The following is a 19,801-nucleotide window of genomic DNA, read 5'->3' on the forward strand; positions in this document are numbered from 1 at the left end:
CGCAGCGACCCCTGCTGCGGCGTGCAGGCTCTCGTCCGGTGCCCACCGGTCCGTACCGAAAGGCCTCTGCCATGACTGATCCGAACACACCGCCGTACCCGCCCGGAGGGCCGAGCACGCCCCCGCCGGCAGGTCCGCACGGGGCTCCCGGGCTCTCCGACGCCGAGGTCCGCCAGTGGGCCGGGTTGGCTCACCTCGGAGGCATCCTGGGGTTCCTGCCCTCGCTCATCATCTGGCTCGTCTACAAGGACCGCAGCGGCTTCGTCGCCCAGGAGGCGAAGGCGGCCCTGAACTTCCAGATCACCCTGCTGATCGGCTACGTCGCGCTCAACGTCCTCGGCTGGATCATCCCGGGCGTCGGGCTGCTGGTCCCGGTGGTGTGGGTGGTGGGCATCATCTTCTCGGTGCTCGGCTACCAGGCCGTCAACCGCGGCCAGGCCTACAAGTACCCCTTCTCCCTCGAGCTGGTGAAGTGACATGACGACCGACCCGTCCGCCCAGAACCCCGACCACGGCGACCAGCCGGGGAGCGCGACCCCGCCTCCGCCCGCGGCTGGAGCCACGCCTCCCCCGCAGGGCTACTCCGCGCCGGGGGCCTACCCGCCCCCGCCGCCGGCGGCCCCCTACTCGGGCGCCCAGCCGCTGCTGAGCGACTCCGACCAGCGCCTGTGGGCGACGCTGTCCCACGTGGGCGGCATCCTGTTCGGCTTCGTGCCGCCGCTGGTCATCTGGCTGATCTTCAAGGAGCGGGGCCGCTTCGTCGAGGAGCAGTCGAAGGAGGCGCTCAACTTCCAGATCACGCTGGCGATCGCCTACGTGGTCGGCTGGGTCACCAGCCTGATCCTCATCGGCTTCGTGATCCTCGTGGCCGCAGCCCTCGCCGCGGTCATCTTCGGCATCCTCGCCGCGGTCGCCGCGAACCGGGGCGAGGCCTACCGGTACCCGTTCGCCCTGCGGCTGGTGAAGTGACCTCGGCGCGACGAGGTTGACGGAGCCCGCTCGCAGCAGTCGGGCGGTGAGCTCCTCGCAGTGCCACGGGAGGGTCGGCCACAGGTCGGCCCTCCCGTCCTGCGTCGGGCCTCAGTCGGTCAGGGCCCGGACCACGGTGTCCGCGAGGAGGCGCCCCCGCCGGGTCAGGACCACCCGGCCCTGGAGGGCAGAGCGACCGTCGAGCAGCTCGTCCGCGACGAGACCGGCCACCGCGGTGCGTGCCCGCGCCGTGAGCGAGGCCACCGCGAGGCCCTCCCGGATCCTCGAGCCGAGCAAGGTCCGCTCGAGACCGACCTCCGCGGGGCCGAGGAGCTCTCTCCCGGCAGCCGGGCTGAGGCCGCCCTCCAGGCGCGACGCGTAGGCGCGCGGGTGCTTGACGTTCCACCAGCGCACCGCCCGCTCCCCTGCGCCGACGTGCGAGTGCGCGCCGGGACCGATCCCCCACCAGTCGGCACCCCGCCAGTACGCGAGGTTGTGCTGGCAGGCGTCAGCGGGGGTCCGGGCCCAGTTGCTGACCTCGTACCAGGCGAGGCCCGAGGCCTCGAGCAGGTCGTCGACGAGCTCGTACTTCGCGGCCTGGTCGTCGCCGTCGGGCAGGTCGAGCTCGCCCCGCCGGACCTGGACCGCCATCTTGGTGCCGGGCTCGACGACCAACGCGTAGGCCGACACGTGATCCACCCCGCAGGCGACGGCCGTCTCGACCGACCGGCGCCAGTCGTCGAGGGACTCCCCCGGGGTGCCGTAGATCAGGTCGAGGGAGACGGCGAGACCTGCGTCCTGGGCCCACCGGACCGCCTCGGGTACCCGCGCAGGGTCGTGCGTCCGCTCGAGGGTCGCCAGGACGTGCGGGACGGCTGACTGCATGCCGAAGGACACCCGCGTGAACCCCGCCTCGGCGAGCCGGGCCAGCGAGCCAGGGGTGACCGAGTCAGGGTTCGCCTCGGTGGTGACCTCGGCCCCGCTCTCGAGCCCCCAGGTCCCCCGGACGTGGTCGAGCATGCGCACGAGGTCCTCGGTCGGCAGCACCGTGGGTGTGCCGCCCCCCACGAAGACCGTGCCGACCTCACGCGAGCCCCGACCCACCGCCTCGAGGGTCCTCGCCGCGAGGTCGATCTCGCGCAGGGCGGTCTGGGCGTAGGCGAGCTGACTAGCACCACCCCCGAGCTCGCTCGCGGTGTAGGTGTTGAAGTCGCAGTAGCCGCACCGCACCGCGCAGAAGGGCACGTGCAGGTAGACGCCGAACCCCGGGACCTCAGGAGTCGCCTGGCCGACCCACCCGGGCAGGTGCCCGTCCGGCGGGGGCACCTCGCCGTCGGGCAGGGCGGGGGTCACGCGGCGACCCGGGGGGCGGCACCGCGGGGTCGGGTGCTCACTTCTTGGGCTTGTCCTTGCCGCCGCTGTCGTCGGAGGACAACGCAGCGATGAAGGCCTCCTGCGGCACGTCGACCCGGCCGATGGTCTTCATGCGCTTCTTGCCCTCCTTCTGCTTCTCCAGGAGCTTGCGCTTGCGGCTGATGTCTCCGCCGTAGCACTTGGCCAGGACGTCCTTGCGGATCGCGCGGATCGTCTCGCGCGCGATGACCCGGGAGCCCACGGCTGCCTGGATCGGGACCTCGAACTGCTGGCGCGGGATGAGGTCCTTGAGCTTGCCGGCCATCATCACCCCGTAGGCGTAGGCCTTCTCCTTGTGCACGATCGCGCTGAAGGCGTCGACCTGCTCACCCTGCAGCAGGATGTCGACCTTGACGAGGTCGGCGGCCTGCTCGCCGGCCGGTTCGTAGTCCAGCGAGGCGTAGCCGCGCGTCTTGGACTTGAGCTGGTCGAAGAAGTCGAAGACGATCTCGGCGAGGGGCAGCATGTACCGCATCTCGACCCGTTCCGCGGAGAGGTAGTCCATCCCCTGCAGGTCGCCCCGGCGGCTCTGGCACAGCTCCATGACGGCACCGATGAACTCGCTCGGCGCAAGGATCGTCGCCTTGACGACGGGCTCGCGGACCTCGCCGATCTTGCCCCCGGGGAACTCGCTCGGGTTGGTCACCGTGACGATCGAGCGGTCCTCCATCGTGACCTCGTAGACCACGTTGGGCGCCGTCGAGATCAGGTCGAGGTCGAACTCCCGCTCGAGCCGCTCACGGATGATCTCCAGGTGCAGCAGACCGAGGAACCCGACCCGGAAGCCGAAGCCCAGCGCGACCGACGTCTCGGGCTCGTAGGCGAGAGCGGCGTCGTTGAGCTTGAGCTTGTCGAGGGCGTCGCGCAGCACCGGGTAGTCGGACCCGTCGATCGGGTAGAGCCCCGAGAAGACCATCGGCCGAGGGTCGTGGTACTCGGCCAGGGCCTGGTTCGCAGGCTTGCTCGCGTTGGTGACGGTGTCGCCCACCTTGGACTGCCGGACATCCTTGACGCCGGTGATCAGGTAGCCGACCTCGCCGACGCCGAGCCCCTGGGTCCGGATCGCCTCGGGCGAGATGACGCCGATCTCGAGGAGCTCGTGGGTCGCCCGGGTGGACATCATGACGATCTTCTCGCGCGGGTTGAGCTGTCCGTCGACCACCCGGACGTAGGTGACCACGCCGCGGTACGTGTCGTAGACCGAGTCGAAGATCATCGCTCGGGCCGGAGCCTCGGCGTCGCCCACGGGCCCCGGGACGGTCGCGACGATGCGGTCCAGGAGCTCGGTCACGCCGGCGCCGGTCTTCCCCGAGACACGCAGGACGTCCGCGGGGTCCCCACCCACCAGACCGGCGATCTCCTCCGCGTACCGCTCGGGCTGGGCTGCCGGGAGGTCGATCTTGTTGAGCACCGGGATGATCGCGAGGTCGTTCTCCATCGCGAGGTAGAGGTTCGCCAGGGTCTGCGCCTCGATCCCCTGGGCGGCGTCGACCAGGAGGACGGCGCCCTCGCAGGCCGCCAGGGAGCGCGACACCTCGTAGGTGAAGTCGACGTGGCCGGGCGTGTCGATCATGTTGAGCGCGTACGGCGTGGTGGTCCCGTCCTGCTCGACGGCCCACGGCATCCGGACGGCCTGGGACTTGATGGTGATGCCCCGCTCGCGCTCGATGTCCATCCGGTCGAGGTACTGGGCACGCATCGCACGCTGGTCCACCACCCCGGTCAGCTGGAGCATCCGGTCGGCAAGGGTCGACTTGCCGTGGTCGATGTGGGCGATGATGCAGAAGTTGCGCAGCAGCGACGGCGGCGTGGCCGCGGGCTGGATGCGCGACGTCAGCTCGGTGCTCGGGATCGGGGACAAGCGATGGGCTCCGGGGATCGGGAGGGCACGAGGACAGGTCGCTCCATGGTCCCATGCCCCGGGACGGCACGGCCCCACACCTGCACCTTCAGGCACGGCGTGGCGACCCCGTGACGGCGGCGCTCCTGGGCGGACGTGGCCGTCCACGCGCTCAGACTGCTAGCATGTGAGAACGCGTGTCCGCCCAGGTCGGCGGGCACTGATCCGGCCCCTCTCCGCGGGTGTCCCCACGCCCCAGTCCCGGAGCCGGACGCGCCCTCGACGACCTGTCCATACGCACAAGAGAGTTCACACGTGGCGAACATCAAGTCCCAGATCAAGCGGATCCGTACCAACGAGATCTCGCGACTGCGCAACAAGGCCGTGAAGTCCGAGCTCAAGACGCAGGTGCGCCGCGTCCGCGAGGCCGTCGCCGCCGGCGACAAGGAGGCAGCGGCCACGGCCCTGCGTTCCGCCTCGACCAAGCTCGACAAGGCCGCCAGCAAGGGCGTCATCCACGCCAACCAGGCCGCCAACCGCAAGTCGGCCCTGGCGAAGCAGGTCGCCTCGCTCTGACCGGCCCGCGGGTCGACCCGCACGCATGACGACGGCGCCGCTCCCTGAAGGGAGCGGCGCCGTCGTCATGCTCAGGCCGTCGTCATGGACAGGCCGTCCGACCATCGATCAGCGACGTACCACCACGTCCGGAAGCGACGCCAGCGCTGGCTCCCCCTGCAGGCCAGCGCTCACGTGCACCCGGACGAGGTGGCCCCGGTCACGCCTCCGAGCGGTGAGACCCGGCTGCCTTCGTGCTGGCCACCTGTCCTGGGGTGACGAGGGGGGTCGTCGTCGGCCGGATACCGACCTCGCGCAGCGCGGTCTCGTAGGCCTGGGCCGCGCCTGCGAGGTCGCCGTGGGCCAGGAGGCGGTCGCCCAGCGCGCGCCAGACCGAGGCCGACTCGCGGCCAGCTGACATCATGCCGAGCATGTCCGCCGCCCAGCGGTAGGCAGCATGGGCCTCGTCGAGAGAGCCCTGGGCGGCGAGGACGTCGCCCAGGAGGATGTGGCCGTTGCAGCGGTCCAGGGTGGCGGTCTCGTCGAGCCGTCCGAGCCCAGACCGCGCGAGGTCCTCGGCCGCGTCGATTTCCCCGAGAAGCAGACGGGCGCGCCCACTCTCGAAGTCGCATCGCGCGAGCTCCACCTCCGAGCCCACGAGGGCGAGGTTCGTCTGTGCGCGGCCGAGCTGCTCGAGGGCTGCCTCGGGCTCGGGGGCGTCCAGGCGCAGGAGCAACCATGCGTAGTGCAGGCGAAGCCGTGGCACGTCGCGGCTGCTGGCTCCTTCGCTCAGGTAGGCGAGGGCTCGCTCGGTCAGCCGGCGCGCCTCGGCGAGGTCACCACGCCCCTCGGCGACCAGCGAGGCGTTCCAGTAGATGCTGCCCCGGCCTCGCATCGTGCCCGCCTCGTCGGCGAGCCTGACCAGCTCGGCCGCCCGGTGCGCTGCGAAGAGCAGGTCACCCCGCTCGTAGTAGGACCACAGGATCGTCGAGGCGAGCCTCAGGTGCTCGTCCGTCCCGGCGACCCCGAGGGTCTCGAGCTCCTGGAGCACCTGCTCCCCGAGCTCGATGCTGTGCCCGAGGTCACCGGCTTCGTGGTACGCGGCGACGAGGCTGGTCGCGAGGGTGGCCGCCTCCGTCGCACGGCCCCTCAGCCGCGCCTCCTTGAGGAGCGGCTCGAGGACGTTGATCGACTCGTCGAGCTCACCCAGGGCCTCGTGGGCCTGGGCGAGGGCGTGCAGGGCCTCGGCGTGGTGCCTCGGCGCGATCGTCGAGAGGTCGAGGGCGAGGAGCCGGTCCCGTGCTTCTTCGGCGGCGCCGTTCGCGAGGGCCAGGCGTGCGAAACCGATCTCCAGACGGGCGCGCTCCTCGCTCGGAGCCTTGTCCCCGTGGCGCAGGTAGTCCGCCGTGGTGCCCAGCCGGTCGGCCAGGACCGCGAGGGCCGCGTCCGTCGGCATGCGACGTCCGGCCTCGATCAGCGAGATGTAGCTCGGAGAGAAGTCCTCACCCGCCAGGGCGGTCTGGGACATCCCGGCACGGGTGCGCTCGTCACGGAGTCGCTCGGAGAGTTCAGTCACAGTTGGTCACTCTAGCCTTGACATCGCCCTCGCGGGAGGGCCCCGGTCCCTCCGAACGGGTGAAATCTTCAACTACTGCTTGCAGCAGCCGGTGCTGCCTATCGCGGTGACCGTGACGGCGTCACCAGGGACAGGCAGCCCGACGACGGCGAGACCCAGGGTCAGCAGGGCGGTCGAGACGATCTTCGTGGTGCGGTTCATGGAGGCTCCTCGGTAGGACGACGCGGTGTGTCACGACGACTATGACAGGATTCCTCCGCGTTTGCACCCCCTCTGACCTGGCTTTTTGACGTGATCATGAGGGACTTTTGAGCATGAACACGCAGAGACCGGGGCAAAGCTTGCGGGTTTTCGAGCGCGTTCAGAGACGAGGCTCACAGCATCAGATCTCGCCTGCGGCAGCGGGAGTCATTCCCTTCATGACCACCGCATCGCCTGAGTCGCCAGGATCTGCGCCTCACCCGCCGCGAGAGCTCGTGATCAGCCGCGAGCGGCCTCGGCCACACGGAGCACCGCGCGCTCGACGGCGAAGACGGGATCCTTGCCAGCGCCCTTGACCTCGGCATCGGCCCGGGCGACCGCCGTGATCGCGGCGGCCAGGGACTCCGGTGTCCAGCCGACGAGCTCTCTGCGTGCCCGGTCGACCTGCCAGGGCGCCAGACCCAGATCACGTGCGGGGTCGAGGCCACGTCCCCGCGCGGCCGCGACCTTCGCCAGGAGCCGGAGCTTCGCGGCGAGGGCTGCGACGACGGGGACGGGGTCAGAACCGGTGGCGAGGGCGTGCCGGAGGAGCGCGACCGCCTCGCCGGCCCGGCCCGAGGCCGCCGCGTCGGCAACCTTGAACCCGGTCGCCTCGACCCGGCCGCCGTAGTAGCGCGCCACCGTCTGCTCGGTGATCACACCGCTGGTGTCCGCCGCGAGCTGCTGGCAGGCCGCGGCGAGCTCGCGCAGGTCCGCGCCACAGGCCTCGAGCAGTGCCCGCAGCCCCGAGGCATCGGCCCGTCGGCCCGCTCGGCGCAGCTCCGCCGTGGCGAAGGCGCTCTTGTCTGCCTCACGCTTGATCGGGTCGCAGGCCACCACGAGCGCCCCCGCGGCCCGGATCGCGTCGAGGGCCTTCTTGCCCCGCACCCCACCTCCGTGGACGAGGACGAGGACCACGTCCTCCGCGGGTTCGGCGACGTAGTCGACGACGTCCGCGAGGGCGGCGTCGGTGCCGGCGTGCAGCTCCTCGACCACCACGACCCGGGGCTCGTCGAACAGGCTCGGGCTCACGACCGCACGGAGCCGACCGCCCTCGTAGCCGGCTGCCGAGACCCGGGTCACCTCGACCGCGGGGTCGGCCGCGCGCGCCTGGGCCAGCACACGGTCGACGGCCCTCTCCGCCAGGAGGGCCTCGGTCCCCGTGACGAGGACCACGGGGGCGGGGGTCACCTCGTCCCAGGGGATGCCCGAGCTCGTCGAGGGCGCACTGCGTCGCGGGGGACGTGCCATGGCATCAGCCTCCCATGGACCACCGTCATGCCATGGTCCGGCGCCGCGCGGCCCTGAGGGCGGCCGCGAGAACGCCCGCCGTGAGCACCGCGAGCAGGACGGCGCCGCCCGGCCCGGAGGGCCACGCGATCGTCGCGCCCGGGAGGTCGGCGGCAGCCCGCGCGACCCACGCGATCCAGCTCGCGGGGACGGCAGCCGCCTGGGCCAGCAGCGCACCGCATGACGGCGCCCAGGGCGCGACGAGGGTCGCCAGGACCCCCAGCAGCGTCGCGGGCACCAGGGCCGGGGTCGCCAGGAGGTTCGCCGGGACGGCGTAGGGCCCGACCACGGGCTCGAGCAGGACCAGGACCGGGGCGCACACCGCCTGGGCCGAGAGGGGGACGGCCAGGAGCATCCCTCGCGGGCGCCCGGCGTCCAGGGCCCGCACCAGGGCCGGGGCCAGCAGGACGATCGCCCCCGTCGCGAGCACCGAGAGGATGAACCCGTACGACCGCGCGAGCCAGGGGTCGAGCACGACCAGCACCACGACGACGGCGCCCAGGGCGGGAGCGGCGCGAGACGGCCGACCGACCAGCAGCCCGACCAGGCCGAGCGAGCCCATCAGCCCGGCGCGCATCACGCTCGGCTGAGGGTGCACCAGCAGCACGAACCCCAGCATCGTGACCGCGGCGACGACCACGCGGACGGACCGCGGCGCCCCGGACACCGCGAGCAGGGCCAGGACCGTGCTCGAGACGATCGCGAAGTGCGCCCCCGAGACTGCCGTGACGTGCGTCAGGCTCACCGTGCGCATGGCCGCGTCGAGGTCCTCCGGCACCTTGCGGGTATCGCCGATCGCGGTCCCGGGGACGAGCCCTCGGGCGTCAGGGGCCAGGTCGTCGCTGGCCTCGAGGAGGGCCTCACGCGCAGCGGCCACCCACCGCGCCGAGCCCTCAGGTGCGGCGAGGACCTCGGGCGGCCCCGTCGTGCTGAGGACGCCGAGGGTCGGCGCCCCTGGCTCGCCGCCTCGTAGTCGCCCGGCGACCCGGACCTGGGCCCCTCGCTCGGCCGCCTGCCAGCTCGGGTCACCGATCACGACGACGCTCGCCGCCGCGCGTCCCGCCCGTCCCCGGACCGTGATGTGCTCGACGCGCAGGACCACACGGTACTGAGACGGTTCGACCTCGGTCTGCCAGGGGGACACGACCGGCACGGGCTCGGAGGCCACCCGACCGACCAGCGCGACGACCGCACGTTCCTCGAGCGACCGGGCGAGGTCGCCCGAGCCACGCAGGTGCGCCTGTGCTGCGACCGAGGAGAGGCAGCAGGCCACCGTGACGACGGCGAGCCAGATCGTCCACCCCGGCCGCCCCGGTGCGCACCGGTGCGTGCCCGGCCCGGTGCGGCGAGGCCGAGCTCGCCGACCGGCGCCTCGCCGTCCTCGGCGGTGCCCAGGGAGCAGCAGCGCCGCCCCCACGGCCGCGACGCAGGTCGCCACCACGCACGCGAGAAGCAGCACCCGCAGGGGCAGGGTCACCCCCACCACGCAGGTCAACCAGCCGGCGGCTGCGGCCGGCACCAGGCGGAGGTCGACCCCTGTCGGCACCATCAGACGCGGACGAGATCACGGAGCCCGGCGAGCAGGGCCGGACCGATGCCGGTGACCTCCTGGAGCTCCTCGACCGAGGTGAAGGGTCCCCTCGAGCGGTGGTCCACGATGCGCTGGGCCAGCACCGGCCCGATCCCCGGCAGCTCCTCGAGCTCGGCCGCCCCGGCGGTGTTGAGGTCGACCAGCACTCCCCCGCCTCCGGCAGGACCCGCCGCCGAGGTCGTCCCCGGGCCGGCGTCGGGTCCCGCCGGAGGAGGCAGGGCCGCGGCCTCGGTGGCGTCGGGGACGTACACCTGCTCACCGTCGACCAGCACCTGGGCGAGGTTGACGGCCGCCAGCTCCGCCCCGGGGGTCGCACCCCCCACAGCCGTGATCGCGTCAGCCACCCGGGCGCCCTCGGAGAGCTCGACGATGCCAGGCGCCGCAACCTGTCCCGCGACGTGGACCACCACGACCGCGGCGCCGCCGTCCTCGTCCGTCCCGGGCCCACCGTCCTCCGTGGGGTCGCCGTCCACCGGCGCGGAGGCCCCGGGCTCGCCCGTCGCGGTCGTCGCCCCCGCTGTCGCGCCGTCCCCTGCCGCACCCCCGTCGGGGCGCTCGCCCTCGTGGACCCAGGAGGTCGACGGGTCCTCGCCCAGCTCGACCGACGGTCCCGGCACGCGAGTCAGGGAACGCACCACGACCAGGCCCGTGAGCAGCGCGAGCACCACCGCTGCTGCCAACGCGGCCGCGGCAGGGGTCCGCCACCGGGGCGGGCCGACCTCCTCGGGGCGCGGGTGGTCGAGCGGATGCCCGTGCGCGGCCGTGTAGGCCCCGACCGCGGCGGCCATGGCTCGCTCCCGGAGGTCCTCCCGCGGCCCCCTGTCGGCGTCCGCGAGCTCGACGAGCCTCAGGTGCACCTCGTCACGGGAACCTCGGGGGTCGCTCACGGGTCGACGCTAGGTCCGCCGCAGCTCCTTTCCCTGGCCGGGACCGAGGCGGCTGTGGAGAGCAACGCCCGTCCCCGGGCTGTGCACGGACCGGTCCGTGCCGCCGCTACCCGTCGGAGAGCACGACAGCCAGCAGGCCAGGCCCGACGTGCGCGGCGAGCACCGCACTGACCTCGGCCACGTGCACCGCGCGCACGGCCGTGCCGCACAGGTCCTGCAACCTCTCGGCGGTCGCCGCTGCGAGGTCCGGCTGGCCGAGGTGGTGGACCGCGACGTCGCACCGACCTCGCCGGACGACCTCGGCCGCCGAGATCTCGACGATCCGGTCCCGGGCCCGCCCGCCGGTACGAGCCTTCTCGACCACCTCGATCGTGCCGGCCTCGACCCCGAGCACGGGACGCAGCCCGAGAACGGTGCCGAGCGCGGCGGCCATCGGGCCCAGGCGCCCGCCGCGGCGCAGGTGGTCGAGGGAGTCGACCGCGAAGAGCACCCGGCTCGTGGCGGCCCGGCGGCGCGCGGCCTGAGCCGCCGCAGCACCGTCCCCGCCCGCCTGGGCTGCCGCGAGGGCCGCGAACCCGAGCCCCATGCCGACCGTGCGGGAGTCGACCACGGTGACGGGGACGCCCGCGGTCTGCGCAGCGAGCTCGGCCGAGGTCACGGTCCCCGAGAGGGCACCGGAGATGTGCACCGAGATGATCTCCCGCGCCCCTCGCGCGGCGACGCGCGCGTAGACCCGGCTGAACGCCTCGGGCCCGGGTTGCGAGGTGGTCACCGTCCCACCCCGGCGCAGCGCCTCGACGAGGCTCGACGGGCTCAGGTCGACGCCCTCGAGGTAGGGGGTGCCGTCGATCACCACCTGCAGGGGGACGACGACCACCTCCGCCGTCTCGAGGGCGAGGGCGGGCAGCGAGGCGGTCGAGTCCGTGACCACGGCCACCCGGCGGTCCATCGTCAGACCGGGACCACGTTGACGAGCTTGGGGGCCCGGACCACCACGGTGCGGATCTCTCGGCCGGCCAAGGACCGGAGGACACCCGGGGCGGCGAGGGCCAGCTCACGGAGCTCGTCCTCACCGATGCCCGGTGGCACCTCGAGCCGGTCCCGGACCTTGCCCTGGACCTGGACCACGCAGGTCACCGTCTCCTCGACGAGGTACGCCGGGTCTGCCACCGGGTACGGGGCCCGCACCAGGCTCTCGGTGTTCCCGAGCCGTTCCCACAGCTCTTCGGCCACGTGCGGCGCGAACGGCGCCACCAGCAGCACGATGACCTCGGCAGCGGCCCGGGGAACGCGCTCGAGGGAGGTGAGGTGGTTGTTGAGCACGATCAGCTTGGCGATGGCGGTGTTGAACCGCATCGCGTCCATCTCGGTGCGGACCTCGTCGATGGTCCGGTGGACCAGCCGCAGGGTCGCGGCGTCGGGCTCGGCCTCGACCACGGTGAGGTCACCCGTGTCCTCGTCGACCACGTTGCGCCACAGGCGCTGCAGGAAGCGCTGGGAGCCGACGACCGCCCGCGTCTCCCACGGGCGGGACAGGTCCAGGGGACCCATCGACATCTCGTAGACACGGAAGGTGTCCGCGCCGTAGGCCTCGTACATGTCGTCCGGGGTCACGACGTTCTTGAGCGACTTGCCCATCTTCCCGTACTCGCGTCGGACCTCCTGGCCCTGCCACAGGTACGTCACCGAGCCGTCCTCGGCCGTCCGTTCCTCGACCTCGTCGGCCGGGACGTACTGCCCGCGCGAGTCGACGAAGGCGTAGGCCTGGACGTAGCCCTGGTTGAACAGCCGGTGGAAGGGCTCGACGCTCGTGACGTGGCCGAGGTCGTGCAGGACCTTGTGCCAGAAACGCGCGTACAGCAGGTGCAGCACGGCGTGCTCGACGCCCCCGACGTACAGGTCGACGCCTCCGCTCGCCCCGACGGTCGCGTTGTGGTCGGGGCCCATCCAGTACTGCTCGAGGGACGGGTCGACGACCATCTCGCGTCGGGACGGGTCGAGGTAGTTGAGGTAGTACCAGCAGGATCCTGCCCAGTTGGGCATCGTGTTGGTGTCACGGCGGTAGGTCCGTGGGCCGTCACCCAGGTCCAGGGTGACGTGGACCCAGTCCTCGTTGCGGCCCAGCGGGGGCTCGGGGTCCGAGTCGGCGTCCTCGGGCTCGAAGGTCCGAGGCGAGTAGTCGGGCACCTCGGGCAGGTCGACCGGGAGCATGGACTCCGGCAGCGCGATCGGCAGGTCGTGCTCGTCGTAGACGATCGGGAACGGCTCGCCCCAGTAGCGCTGCCGGCTGAAGAGCCAGTCCCGCAGCCGGTAGGTGACCGTGCCCGTCCCTGCACCACGGCCCTCGAGCCAGGAGATGATCGTCGACTTCGCCGTCACGACGTCCATCCCGTCCAGCGAGATCTCGGCGTTGGCCGAGGCCACGACCACGCCGTCCCCGGTGTAGGCACCATCGGGCACCTCGGCGTCGGGTGCAGGGAGCACGGTGTGGACCACGGGCAGCTCGAAGGCCCGCGCGAAGGCGTGGTCGCGCTCGTCGCCGCCCGGGACGGCCATGATCGCCCCGGTGCCGTAGCCCATCAGCACGTAGTCGGCCGTGAACACCGGGACGGCCGTGCCGGTGACCGGGTTGGTGGCCAGGTGGCCGGTGAACACCCCGGTCTTGGAGGTCTCGGCCTGTCGCTCGACGGCCGTTCGTGCAGCTGCCTCGGTGCGATAGGCCGCGACCGCTTCCGCCGGGCTCGCATGCCCGCCGGTCCAGGAGTCCCGGGTGCCGTCGGGCCACGCCGCAGGGACCTCGTCGAGGAGCGGGTGCTCGGGGGCGACCACCATGAAGGTCGCGCCGAACAGCGTGTCCGGGCGCGTGGTGAAGACCTCGAGCTCACCTCCCCCGAGCACGTCGAAGACGACCTGGGCGCCCTCCGAGCGTCCGATCCAGTTGCGCTGCATCGCGCGGACCTTGTCGGGCCAGTCGATCAGGTCGAGGTCGTCCGCCAGCCGGTCGGCGTAGGCCGTGATCCGCATGTTCCACTGGCGCAGGCTGCGCCTGAACACCGGGAAGTTGCCGCGCTCGGAGCGGCCGTCGACCGTGACCTCCTCGTTGGCGAGCACGGTGCCCAGGCCCGGGCACCAGTTCACCGGGGTCTCGGAGACGTAGGCGAGCCGCTGCGGGTCGATCACCCGGCGGCGCTCGACCTCGTCCAGCGCAGACCAGGGGCGGCCGTCGGGCGTCGGGCGTGTGCCGCTCTCGTACTGCGCGACGAGCTCGCTCACCGGACGGGCACGACCCGTGCCGCCGTCGGGGCGAACCGCCGCCTCGTCGTACCAGGAGCTGAAGACCTGCAGGAAGATCCACTGGGTCCAGCGGACGTAGTCCGTGTCCGTGGTCGCGAAGGTGCGGCGGGGGTCGTGGGCCAGTCCCAGCCGGCGCAGCTGGCGGCGCATGTTGGCGATGTTCGCCTCGGTCGTGGTGCGGGGGTGCTGCCCGGTCTGCACCGCGTACTGCTCGGCAGGCAGGCCGAAGGCGTCGTAGCCCAGGGCATGCAGCACGTTGTCCCCGCACATCCGCCGGTGCCGCCCGACGACGTCGGTCGCGATGTACCCGAGGGGGTGACCGACGTGCAGTCCTGCGCCCGAGGGGTACGGGAACATGTCCATGAGGAAGTACGCCGGGGCGTCAGCGGAGGCACGCGCGCCGCCGCCGTCGCTCAGCTCTCCTGAGGGGTTCGGGGCGTGGAAGGTCCCCCGCTCGTCCCAGAGGTCCTGCCACCGCTGCTCGATCCTGCCCGCGAGCTCGGCGGTGTACCGGAACGGCGGGATCCCCGGCGCGCCCGAGGTGGGGCTGGTCGCGGCGGGGCTGGCGGTGGTGGAGTCCTGCGTGTGCACCCGCCCAGGCTACCGGTGCGCCAAGGCCCGGCCGCACGTCGTGTGCGGCCGGGCCTGGGTGCTGGGTGAGGGCCCGGGTCGAGCCGCGGTCAGCGTGCCGAGCGGTACTCGAGGGTGAGCGGGCACTGGAACGGGTCACGCGCCGCCAGGCCGACCCTGTTGAGGTACTCGATGACGATGCCGTACGAACGGAGCATGGTCGTCTCGGTGTAGTGGATCCCCCGGCTCTGGCAGAACTCACGCACGATCGGTCGGACGTGGCGCAGGTGCGGTCGCGCCATGCTCGGGAAGAGGTGGTGCTCGATCTGGTAGTTCAGCCCGCCCATGAACTCCTCGACCATCCGACCGCCCGAGACGTTGCGGCTCATGAGGACCTGGCGACGCAGGAAGTCGATCTTCGCGTCGGGGGGCACGATCGGCATCCCCTTGTGGTTCGGCGCGAAGACCGCGCCCATGTAGAGGCCGAAGAGCCCGAGCTGCACACCGAGGAAGGCGAAGGCGAGGCCCACCGGCATGAACCAGAAGACCAGGGCCAGGTACCCGCCCAGACGCAGGGTCACGAACGCCATCTCGACCGGGCGACGCTTGACCTCGCCCCGACCGAAGATCGTCTTGACCCCGGAGATGTGGAGGTTCAGGCCCTCGAGGAGCAGGAGCGGGAAGAAGAGCCACCCCTGGCGCTTCGCGAACCAGGCCTTGGCACCGGTACGAACCGCCGGGAGACCATCGGTGTGGAACACGAGCACCCCGTTGTCGATGTCCGGGTCGGCGTCGACCTGGTTCGGCTTGGCGTGGTGCCGGCTGTGCTTGTGCTGCCACCAGCCGTAGCTCATGCCCGCGTAGAGGTTGGCGATCACGAGGCTCGCCCAGTCGTTCCACCGACCCGAGGTGAAGATCTGCCGGTGCGCGGCGTCGTGCCCGAGGAACATCACCTGCCCGAGCACCAGGGCCATCGCTGCCGCGACCGCGAGCTGCCACCAGGAGTCTCCCAGCAGCACGACGGCTGCCACGAGTCCGGCGAGCGTGCCGGTCAGGACCACGAACCGGGTCCAGTAGTAGCCGTGGCGCCGGCGCATCAGGCCAGCATCACGGACCGTGCGGGTCAGCGCGGTGAACTCGCTGACCTGACGCTCGCGGGGGGTGGTCTCGGGTGGCGTGGCGGCGATGGCTTCCATGCGGTGCTTCCTGTCGGGTCCGGGAGAGGTGTGTCGCGAAGCCCGGGCGGCGCCGCTGTCGAACGAACCTACGCAAGCGTAACCTGGGGCGCCGTCGAAAGCACCCGTTCGTGGGTCCGACGTGTCGAGCGGCGTCCGCGGGCCTCGCGGCCCCCCGGTGGTCAGCGGCTCAGGACGAGGAGCATCTCGACGGTCGCCGTCGGCTCGACGGTGACGAACCCCAGGTCAGGGGCCGTGAGGTCGAAGTCCTCGAGGGTCACGGCGATCTGGCCGGCGACCTCGACCTGGTCCTGTCCGGTCGGCTGGACCTCGAGCACCGCGGTCGCCGGTCGTGCCACTCCGTGGAACGTCAGCGTGCCGAGGGCCTCGACGGTGACCGACTCGGTGACGCCTTCGAGGGCCGACAGGTCCACCGGGTCGGTGACCTCGAAGGTGGCCTCCGGGTGCGTGGTCGTGTCCAGCGCGCGCCGGAAGTAGGCGTCCCGTGCCGACTCGTCGGTCACGATCGAGGCGACGTCGACCACCACCTCGGCCTCGAGCAGGCTGCCCTCCTCCAGGACCACGCCGCCGGTGACCTGGTCGGTCCGGCCGACGACGGTCACCTGCTCCCCCGAGAGCACCTCCCCCAGCCGGTAGCCCGCCTCCGACCCGTCGACGACGGTCCAGGTGCCGTCGACCTCGTGGATCTCGTCGACCTGCGGTGCCGCCGAGGCGGCCGGGTCGGGGGTGCTCAGGGCCAGGGGCTCGGCGGGGTCAGGGGCGAGGTAGCGCGCGTAGAGCCACGGGCCACCGGCGATCGCTCCGAGCGCGACCGTCACCGCGACCAGGGTCCGGATCAACCAGCGCCGGCGGTGCTCGGGGTGCAGGTCGGACTGCCCGCTCACGAGGTACGCCGTCCCGCCGGGCACGGGCTCACGCCCGCGGACGCAGGTCGGCACGGGACGGCAGGGGGCAGCCGCACGGCGCTCCTCTCACAGGCAGGGGGGGATCATGCGGGGACCACCGTACGCCGCCCGCGGCACCGCCCAGGCACGGACACGGCGGCGCCCCGCCAGCAGGATCAGCGCGCGCCCCCAGGCAGCACCGAGGGCACCGGAGCGCCTGGCCACCGCACGGCGAAGCCGACGTCGGCCGAGGCGTCGGGGCGGACCTGCACCAGCCGGTAGTCGAGGACGCGGCGCTCCTCGAGGTCGAAGCGCAGGACGGTCATCTCGGCGACGCCGTTGAGCGGGCCCACGGTCGGCTGCCCGAGAGCCGCACCGGCAACGCTCGACCCGATGTACCGCACCCCCTGGCCGTAGCGGTACGGACCGATCCGGCGGTGCATGTGACCCGCCACGACGGCCGGGGCGCAGCCCTGCTCGAGGGTGGCTGCAGCCATGCCCGAGTCGTGGACGAGCATCAGGTCGACGCCTGCCTCGTCCGCGCAGGCCACCTCCGCCAGGCGGGCGCTCACCCCGGCGACCGTCTCCTCGCCCGCGAGCGCGGTCCCCCCACCGATGCGCGTCGCGCGCGGGTCCTTGTCCCCCAGGATGCGAACCCCCGCGACGTCGACCACCGCACCGTCGAGCACCGTCATCCCGGCGGCGCGTCCCTGGGCCGAGGTCTCGTCGCTGTCGTGGTTGCCGTCGGCCACGACCGTGGTGACCCCGTCGGGGATGGCGTTGGCGAGAGCGGTGACGCAGTACGACTCGACCGAGGTGCCGTTGACGGTGGTGTCCCCCCCGTTGAGCACGACGTCAGCCCCCGAGAGCTCGACCGCACGCCGGATCACCGGCGCCATGCCCACGTTGCAGTGCATGTCGGTGAGCAGGAGGAGGGTCACGACGCCCTCCTCCTCGGGAAGCAGGGGGCCCTCGTCGCCCTCGGACGGGTCCTCCTCCTCGGAGGAGGACCCGTCCGAGGTGCCAGGCTCCTCCGCGTCCTCGGGTGCGGCACCGGCGCCGATGTCACGCACCGCCTGGCGCAGCCGGGCGAGCTCCGCGTCGGCCTCGGCCCGGGCCGCCCACGACTCCTCCAGGTTGGCCGTCGCGGTGGCGTAGAAGGTCTCGTTCTCACGGTAGGCGTCGACCACGACGCCGCCGTAGGTGTCGATCACGCCGGCGAGCCGACCGGTGATCCGGGCGCCCTCGAGGGGGGTGTCGTCGAAGACTGCGGAGGCCTGGGGACCGCTCTGCGGGGCGGCGGGGAACGGCCCGCTCGCCGAGACGGTGCCGACCACCAGGAGGGCGACCACCGCACCCCCCGCGATGAGCGACCGGTGCGGTGCCGCCGCCGCGGCGAGCTCAGCCCTGCGGCGCTTCCCGAGACCGGAGCGGACGAGGACCACCGTGACGGTCACGGTGGTCGCCGCGAGCAAGGTTCGTCGCAGGGCGTCCACCGCCAGGGCCCGGACAGCGACCTCGACGGTCGAGGCCGGGGAGCTGAAGAACTGGACGTAGCTCTCGAGGTCGCCCAGCAGGGCGTCCAGCGTGTCGACCCCCTGCAGCGCCGTGACCTCGCGGGGGATCTCCTGCACGACCACCCGCGCTCCGAGGGCGAACGGCATCGGCGAGTCGACGACCACGGTGCCGAGGGGGCCGAGGTCGAGGGTCACGGCACGGTCGAGGGTGACCTCGTAGCGAGCCGTGTGGGGCCCGAGCCCGGCGTCGGCACGGGCGGTCGAGATCCCCCAGGCCGCCGACGGGATCAGCACCGCCAGCACCACGAGGGCGCTGGTCGCCAGGCGTCGGGGCGACAGGCGCACCGGTCGTCCGGCCAGGACCGCGAGGCGCTCACGGACGGTCGGCCGCTCGGACGGGGTCGGCGGCTCGGGGGAAGACGTCGTCGTCGGGTGCATCAGCGGTCCTCCTCTCGCGTCCATCGGACACCTGGGTGCGCCTGCAGGGAGGCGTGTTCACCGTGAGCGAACACCCCGACCGCGGCCGGAGCGCCCGGGCGCTCCCGCGACCCTAGGACCTCGTGCCGTGGTGAGCGAGACGTGCCCAGGGACACGCGGAGGGCAGATGGGGGTGCGCACCGCACCCTCTCCCGCCAGGCTGTCCCCGTGACGACTCTTCTGCTGCTCGGCGGTCTGGTCCTGCTCGTCGTCGGGGGCGAGGTCCTCGTCCGCGGAGCGAGCGGCCTCGCGAGGTCCTTCGGGCTCTCTCCCCTCGTCGTGGGCCTCACCGTGGTCTCGTTCGCGACCTCGGCCCCCGAGCTCGCGGTGACCGTCCGTGCCAGCCTGAGCGGCAGCCCGGGCCTGGCCGTCGGGAACGTCGTCGGCTCGAACATCGCCAACGTGCTGCTGGTCCTGGGGGTCGCCGGGCTGATCCTCCCGCTCGCCGTGCGTCGTCCGGTGGTGCGGCGCGACGTCCCCGTGCTCATCGCCCTCTCGGTGCTCTTCCTCCTGCTGAGCCTGAACGGGACGATCTCCCGGCTCGACGGAGCGGTCCTCCTGGCCCTGCTCGTCGCGTACACCACGTGGGCCGTGCTGCGCAGCCGCCGCGGGCACGACGAGCCCAGCACCGACCTCCCCCCCTCTGGTCCCCCGCCACGGTCTCTCGTCAGCGTGCTGCTCGTCGCTGTCGGCGTCGGCCTGCTGGTGGTGGGGGCGGCGTGGCTCGTGGACGGCGCCACCCGGGTCGCCACCAGCCTCGGCCTGAGCGAGATCGTCATCGGTCTGACGGTCGTGGCTGTCGGGACCTCCCTCCCCGAGCTCGCGACCTCGGTGATCGCAGCCATCCGCGGCGACGTCGAGATGGCGGTCGGCAACGCGGTCGGGAGCTGCATCTTCAACATCGGGGCCGTGATGGGCATGGCCGCGATCTTCTCCCCCGGAGGCGTGCCCATCGAGCCGAGCGCCGTGCGCTTCGACCTGCCGGTGCTCGTGGCGGTCGCCCTGGCCCTGCTGCCGATCGTCTTCACCGGGTTCACGGTCGAACGCTGGGAGGCGGGCCTGTTCCTCGCGCTCTACGCCGCGTACGTCCTCTACCTGCTGCTCGACTCGGCAGGTCACGACGCCCTGCCCGCCTACAGCTCGGTGATGATGCTGTTCGTCCTGCCGATCACAGCGCTCACGCTCGTGCTGCTGGCGACGTACGAGCTGGGTCTGCGGCGCGGCCGCCGCGAGTCGGGCTCGGTGGGCCCGAGCTGAGCACCTCGGGCCCACGGCCGGAGGATCCCGCCTCGGCAGGGGCCCAGGACTCGCGGGAGTGCCCGGGAACGACTCAGGGCGCCCGACCACGTGGTCGGACGCCCTGTTCGCGGTGGAGCTGAGGGGACTCGAACCCCTGACCCCCTGCATGCCATGCAGGTGCGCTACCAGCTGCGCCACAGCCCCGCTGCCCCGGAGGGCGAACTGCAGTCTAGGGGGAAGTCCGCGTGCATTTCCAATCGCGA

At 72.5% G+C, this 19,801-nt stretch carries 16 protein-coding genes and 1 tRNA gene; 4 read left to right on the plus strand and 13 right to left on the minus strand.

Going from position 1 to position 19,801, the window contains the following annotated elements; all coding sequences use genetic code 11:
* Positions 1 to 71 precede the first annotated feature (71 nt).
* Together J4G33_RS02705 and J4G33_RS02710 are read left to right on the plus strand one after the other, a co-directional pair.
* Positions 72 to 476, plus strand: coding sequence for a DUF4870 domain-containing protein (locus J4G33_RS02705; protein WP_208054328.1), 405 nt, complete (start codon positions 72 to 74; stop codon positions 474 to 476).
* Position 477: 1 nt separating this feature from the next.
* A complete protein-coding gene (locus tag J4G33_RS02710) occupies positions 478 to 969 on the plus strand; it encodes a DUF4870 domain-containing protein (protein WP_208054329.1) in 492 nt (163 codons plus the stop codon).
* A 111-nt stretch (positions 970 to 1,080) separates the two neighbouring features.
* On the opposite strand, the gene hemW is transcribed toward J4G33_RS02710, so the two are convergent.
* Together hemW and lepA are read right to left on the minus strand one after the other, a co-directional pair.
* Positions 1,081 to 2,322, minus strand: coding sequence for a radical SAM family heme chaperone HemW (gene hemW / locus J4G33_RS02715; RefSeq protein WP_208054330.1), 1,242 nt, complete (start codon positions 2,320 to 2,322; stop codon positions 1,081 to 1,083).
* A 37-nt stretch (positions 2,323 to 2,359) separates the two neighbouring features.
* Positions 2,360 to 4,243, minus strand: coding sequence for a translation elongation factor 4 (lepA, locus tag J4G33_RS02720; protein ID WP_208054331.1), 1,884 nt, complete (start codon positions 4,241 to 4,243; stop codon positions 2,360 to 2,362).
* Positions 4,244 to 4,537: 294 nt separating this feature from the next.
* On the opposite strand from lepA, the gene rpsT reads away from it, so the two are divergent.
* Positions 4,538 to 4,798 carry a 30S ribosomal protein S20 gene (rpsT, locus tag J4G33_RS02725; RefSeq protein WP_208054332.1) on the plus strand — a complete coding sequence of 87 codons (261 nt, stop codon included), beginning with the start codon at positions 4,538 to 4,540 and terminating at the stop codon, positions 4,796 to 4,798.
* A 199-nt stretch (positions 4,799 to 4,997) separates the two neighbouring features.
* Here rpsT and J4G33_RS02730 read toward each other — a convergent pair whose 3' ends face one another.
* The 10 genes from J4G33_RS02730 to J4G33_RS02770 form a co-directional block, all read right to left on the minus strand.
* A complete protein-coding gene (locus J4G33_RS02730) occupies positions 4,998 to 6,353 on the minus strand; it encodes a helix-turn-helix domain-containing protein (protein WP_208054333.1) in 1,356 nt (451 codons plus the stop codon).
* Between the two features lie 72 nt (positions 6,354 to 6,425).
* Positions 6,426 to 6,554: a hypothetical protein gene (locus J4G33_RS17390; protein WP_256436021.1), complete on the minus strand. Its 129-nt coding sequence runs from the start codon at positions 6,552 to 6,554 to the stop codon at positions 6,426 to 6,428.
* A gap of 279 nt (positions 6,555 to 6,833) precedes the next feature.
* Positions 6,834 to 7,844 carry a DNA polymerase III subunit delta gene (holA, locus tag J4G33_RS02735; RefSeq protein WP_208054334.1) on the minus strand — a complete coding sequence of 337 codons (1,011 nt, stop codon included), beginning with the start codon at positions 7,842 to 7,844 and terminating at the stop codon, positions 6,834 to 6,836.
* A gap of 25 nt (positions 7,845 to 7,869) precedes the next feature.
* Positions 7,870 to 9,429 (minus strand): ComEC/Rec2 family competence protein, encoded by a 1,560-nt coding sequence (locus J4G33_RS17395; protein WP_208054335.1) that lies wholly within the window; start codon positions 9,427 to 9,429, stop codon positions 7,870 to 7,872.
* Between the two features lie 2 nt (positions 9,430 to 9,431).
* Positions 9,432 to 10,361, minus strand: coding sequence for a helix-hairpin-helix domain-containing protein (locus J4G33_RS02745; protein WP_307793693.1), 930 nt, complete (start codon positions 10,359 to 10,361; stop codon positions 9,432 to 9,434).
* Positions 10,362 to 10,467: 106 nt separating this feature from the next.
* Complete coding sequence (locus J4G33_RS02750; protein WP_208054336.1) at positions 10,468 to 11,310, minus strand: DegV family protein; 843 nt, start codon at positions 11,308 to 11,310, stop codon at positions 10,468 to 10,470.
* Between the two features lie 2 nt (positions 11,311 to 11,312).
* Complete coding sequence (leuS, locus tag J4G33_RS02755; RefSeq protein ID WP_208054337.1) at positions 11,313 to 14,246, minus strand: leucine--tRNA ligase; 2,934 nt, start codon at positions 14,244 to 14,246, stop codon at positions 11,313 to 11,315.
* An 89-nt stretch (positions 14,247 to 14,335) separates the two neighbouring features.
* Positions 14,336 to 15,421 carry a fatty acid desaturase family protein gene (locus J4G33_RS02760; protein ID WP_208054338.1) on the minus strand — a complete coding sequence of 362 codons (1,086 nt, stop codon included), beginning with the start codon at positions 15,419 to 15,421 and terminating at the stop codon, positions 14,336 to 14,338.
* A 161-nt stretch (positions 15,422 to 15,582) separates the two neighbouring features.
* Entirely contained in the window at positions 15,583 to 16,359 is a 777-nt protein-coding gene (locus tag J4G33_RS02765) for a YceI family protein (protein ID WP_208054339.1), read from the minus strand.
* A gap of 122 nt (positions 16,360 to 16,481) precedes the next feature.
* Positions 16,482 to 18,260 carry a metallophosphoesterase family protein gene (locus tag J4G33_RS02770; protein ID WP_208054340.1) on the minus strand — a complete coding sequence of 593 codons (1,779 nt, stop codon included), beginning with the start codon at positions 18,258 to 18,260 and terminating at the stop codon, positions 16,482 to 16,484.
* Positions 18,261 to 18,467: 207 nt separating this feature from the next.
* On the opposite strand from J4G33_RS02770, the gene J4G33_RS02775 reads away from it, so the two are divergent.
* Positions 18,468 to 19,556 (plus strand): calcium/sodium antiporter, encoded by a 1,089-nt coding sequence (locus J4G33_RS02775; protein WP_208054341.1) that lies wholly within the window; start codon positions 18,468 to 18,470, stop codon positions 19,554 to 19,556.
* Positions 19,557 to 19,669: 113 nt separating this feature from the next.
* Here J4G33_RS02775 and J4G33_RS02780 read toward each other — a convergent pair.
* Positions 19,670 to 19,742 (minus strand) — tRNA-Ala (locus J4G33_RS02780).
* Positions 19,743 to 19,801 lie beyond the last annotated feature (59 nt).

Origin of the sequence: Actinotalea soli (assembly GCF_017565425.1) — a bacterium.
GTDB classification, from domain to species: Bacteria; Actinomycetota; Actinomycetes; order Actinomycetales; family Cellulomonadaceae; genus Actinotalea; species Actinotalea soli.

Coding starts and splice junctions, on each gene's coding strand:
- J4G33_RS02705 (WP_208054328.1), top strand. CDS start 72: ATGACTGATCCGAACACACCGCCGTACCCGCCCGGAGGGCCGAGCACG.
- J4G33_RS02710 (WP_208054329.1), top strand. CDS start 478: ATGACGACCGACCCGTCCGCCCAGAACCCCGACCACGGCGACCAGCCG.
- J4G33_RS17390 (WP_256436021.1), bottom strand. CDS start 6,554: ATGAACCGCACCACGAAGATCGTCTCGACCGCCCTGCTGACCCTGGGT.
- holA (WP_208054334.1), bottom strand. CDS start 7,844: ATGGCACGTCCCCCGCGACGCAGTGCGCCCTCGACGAGCTCGGGCATC.
- J4G33_RS02750 (WP_208054336.1), bottom strand. CDS start 11,310: ATGGACCGCCGGGTGGCCGTGGTCACGGACTCGACCGCCTCGCTGCCC.
- J4G33_RS02760 (WP_208054338.1), bottom strand. CDS start 15,421: ATGGAAGCCATCGCCGCCACGCCACCCGAGACCACCCCCCGCGAGCGT.
- J4G33_RS02770 (WP_208054340.1), bottom strand. CDS start 18,260: ATGCACCCGACGACGACGTCTTCCCCCGAGCCGCCGACCCCGTCCGAG.